Annotated in this window: 4 protein-coding genes; 3 read left to right on the plus strand and 1 reads right to left on the minus strand. The window is 70.7% G+C overall.

All coding sequences use genetic code 11. The features are described 5' to 3' along the window. The first annotated feature begins 139 nt into the window (after positions 1-139). The 3 genes from prcB (at position 140) to IJH84_RS19765 (ending at position 2,296) form a co-directional block, all read left to right on the plus strand. Positions 140-991 carry a proteasome subunit beta gene (gene prcB, locus IJH84_RS19755; protein WP_200069698.1) on the plus strand — a complete coding sequence of 284 codons (852 nt, stop codon included), beginning with the start codon at positions 140-142 and terminating at the stop codon, positions 989-991. 71 nt (positions 992-1,062) lie between these two features. Further along, positions 1,063-1,827: a proteasome subunit alpha gene (gene prcA / locus IJH84_RS19760; RefSeq protein ID WP_200069697.1), complete on the plus strand. Its 765-nt coding sequence runs from the start codon at positions 1,063-1,065 to the stop codon at positions 1,825-1,827. 76 nt (positions 1,828-1,903) lie between these two features. Further along, positions 1,904-2,296, plus strand: a complete 393-nt coding sequence (locus IJH84_RS19765) for a VOC family protein (protein ID WP_200069696.1) — start codon at positions 1,904-1,906, stop codon at positions 2,294-2,296. A 3-nt stretch (positions 2,297-2,299) separates the two neighbouring features. Here the strand turns inward: IJH84_RS19765 and IJH84_RS19770 are convergent. Continuing rightward, positions 2,300-2,695: diacylglycerol kinase family protein (locus tag IJH84_RS19770; RefSeq protein ID WP_367269054.1), on the minus strand; the 396-nt coding region annotated here is incomplete at its 5' end.

Below are 2,695 nucleotides of genomic sequence, written 5' to 3' on the forward strand. Positions count from 1 at the left end.
AAGTGACGGGCCGTCCCGGCGGCACGAGGCCGCTGCGGGGACCGTGCGGGGAGGCCCGGGCCCGGGCCTCCCCGCACGGTCCCCGCAGCGGCCTCGTGCCGCCGGGACGGCCCGTCACTTCGAGGAGACGATGTCGCCGATGGAATCCAGCTCGGCCCGGAACTCCCCGGGTTCGGCACTGCCCGCCGCCTACCTCACGTCCGGGTCCTCGTCGTTCACCGACTTCCTCCAGGCCACCGCACCGGAGATGCTCCCGGGCAACCGGGCGGCGGCCGCGCCGGAGGGAACCACCGAGGCTCCGCACGGCACGACGATCGTCGCGCTGACCTTCCGCGGCGGTGTGCTGCTGGCCGGTGACCGGCGCGCCACGATGGGCAACGTCATCGCGCAGCGCGACGTGGACAAGCTCTACGTCACCGACGCCTACTCGGCCGCGGGCATCGCGGGAACCGCGGGCATCGGGCTGGAGATGGGCCGGCTGTTCGCGGTCGAACTGGAACATTACGAGAAGCTGGAAGGCGTTCCGCTCTCGCTGGACGGCAAGGCGAGCAAGCTCGCCGCGATGCTGCGCGGGAACCTGCAGGGCGCGATGGCCGGACTGGCGGTGGTTCCGATCCTCGTCGGCTTCGACACCGCCGCGGAGGACCCGGATCGGGCCGGGCGGATCATCTCCTACGACATCACCGGCGGCCGCTATCCGGAGGTCGGCTACCACGCCATCGGCTCCGGTTCGCTGTTCGCGAAATCGGCGCTGAAGAAGCGCCACGATCCGGATGCGGACGTGGACTCGGCGGTGCGCAACGCGGTCGAATCGCTCTACGACGCCGCCGACGACGACACCGCCACCGGCGGCCCCGACCTCTCCCGGCAGATCTATCCGACGGTCGTGACGATCACCGGTGCCGAGGGCGCGGTCCGGCTCTCCGACGAGCGGGCCGCGGCGGTCGCCGAGCAGGTCGTCCAGGGCCGTCAGGAGAACCCCGGCGGCTGAGGCCGCCTCCGCACGTTGTCGTACCCCCGCGGCGCCGGCGCGCCGAACGATTCGATCCAGGAGTGCCTGCTGTGACGATGCCGTTCTACACCTCTCCCGAACAGTTGATGCGGGAGCGCTCCGAGCTGGCCCGCAAGGGCATCGCGCGGGGGCGCAGCGTGGTGGTGCTCAAATTCGCCGGGGGTGTGCTGTTCGTCGCGGAGAACCCGTCCACGACGCTGCACAAGGTCTCCGAGATCTACGACCGGATCGGGTTCGCCGCGGTGGGCCGGTACAGCGAGTTCGAGAGCCTGCGGGTCGCGGGTGTGCGCATCGCCGACGTGCGCGGCTACTCCTACGACCGCCGGGACGTGACCGGCCGCGCGCTGGCCAACACCTACGCCCAGCACCTCGGTGCGATCTTCACCGAGCAGATCAAGCCGTTCGAGGTGGAGATCTGCGTGGCCGAGGTCGGCGCCACCGCCGAGTCCGACCAGCTCTACCGCCTCACCTACGACGGGTCGATCGTCGACGAGCCGCAGTACGTCGTGATGGGCGGGCAGGCCGACGCGATCACTTCGACGTTGAAGGATTCCTTCTCCGACGGGCTCGAGCTCGGCCCGGCCGTCGAGGTGGCGGTGAAGGCGCTGGGGTCCGGTGGGGAGAACTCGCGGGAGCTGGGCAGCAAGCAGCTCGAAGTGGCGTTGCTGGAGCGGGAGCGGCCGCACCGGACGTTCCGCCGCATCTCCGGTGCGGCGCTGGAAGCGCTGCTGCCGAAGGAGTCCGGTAAGGACTCCGAGGGCTCGGACGACGACAAGAACGGTTCCGAGGACAAGGGGTCGGGCAGCGGCAAGTAGCCGCATTGACTTCCACCGCGGTCGAACTCGCATCGTGGTCGGTGCCCTGAAAGCCCGCCGAGGAGGGAAACCGACCATGGTCGAGCTCAACCACACCATCGTCGCCGCGCGCGACCAGGACGCGACCGCGCGGTTCTTCACCGAAGTGCTCGGGCTCGCCGAGCCGCAGCGCTTCGGCCCGTTCCTCATGGTGCAGCCGGAGAACTCGGTCACCTTGGACGTCGCCGCGGCCGACGGTGCGATCACCTCGCAGCACTACGCGTTCCTCGTCCGCGACGACGAGTTCGACGAGATCTTCGGCCGGGTCACCGAGCGCGGCCTGAAGTACTGGGCCGATCCGCACCACACCGAGCCGGACACCATCAACACCCGCGACGGCGGGCGCGGCTTCTACTTCGACGACCCGAACGGGCACATCCTCGAAGTCCTCACCCGGGAGTACGGCAGCGGTGCCGAGCAGCGCGGGTGAGGCTCACAACGGCCGGTAGACGGTGAGCACGTCGGGGTGCGCGGTGAACGCGAAGTGGCTGCCGCGCTGCCCGATCTCTCCGTCGGTGGCCACCGCCACCGGTGCGCCGAGCACCCGGACGTCCAGGAAGCGGTGCTCGCGCTCGACGTAGGTCCGGCTGCGGTGCAGTGCTCCGGTCAACGCCGCGAGCACGAACCGCAGCCGCGACAGGTGCGCGTCCGCGCGCACGTAGCGGACGTCCAGCCGCCCGTTGTCCAGCCGCGGGCGCCAGGTCGGCGCGAAACCGCGGGGCTCGTAGGCGCCGTTGCCGACGAACAGCACCCACACGCGGCGCCGGACCCCGTTCAGCTCGACTTCCAGCGGCGTGGATTCGTGCAGCACGCGCACCAGGGCCGCCGC

The sequence above is a fragment of the Saccharopolyspora sp. genome (assembly GCF_017434145.1).
Taxonomy (GTDB): domain Bacteria; phylum Actinomycetota; class Actinomycetes; order Mycobacteriales; family Pseudonocardiaceae; genus Saccharopolyspora_C; species Saccharopolyspora_C galaxeae.

Coding starts and splice junctions, on each gene's coding strand:
- prcB (WP_200069698.1), top strand. CDS start 140: ATGGAATCCAGCTCGGCCCGGAACTCCCCGGGTTCGGCACTGCCCGCC.
- IJH84_RS19765 (WP_200069696.1), top strand. CDS start 1,904: ATGGTCGAGCTCAACCACACCATCGTCGCCGCGCGCGACCAGGACGCG.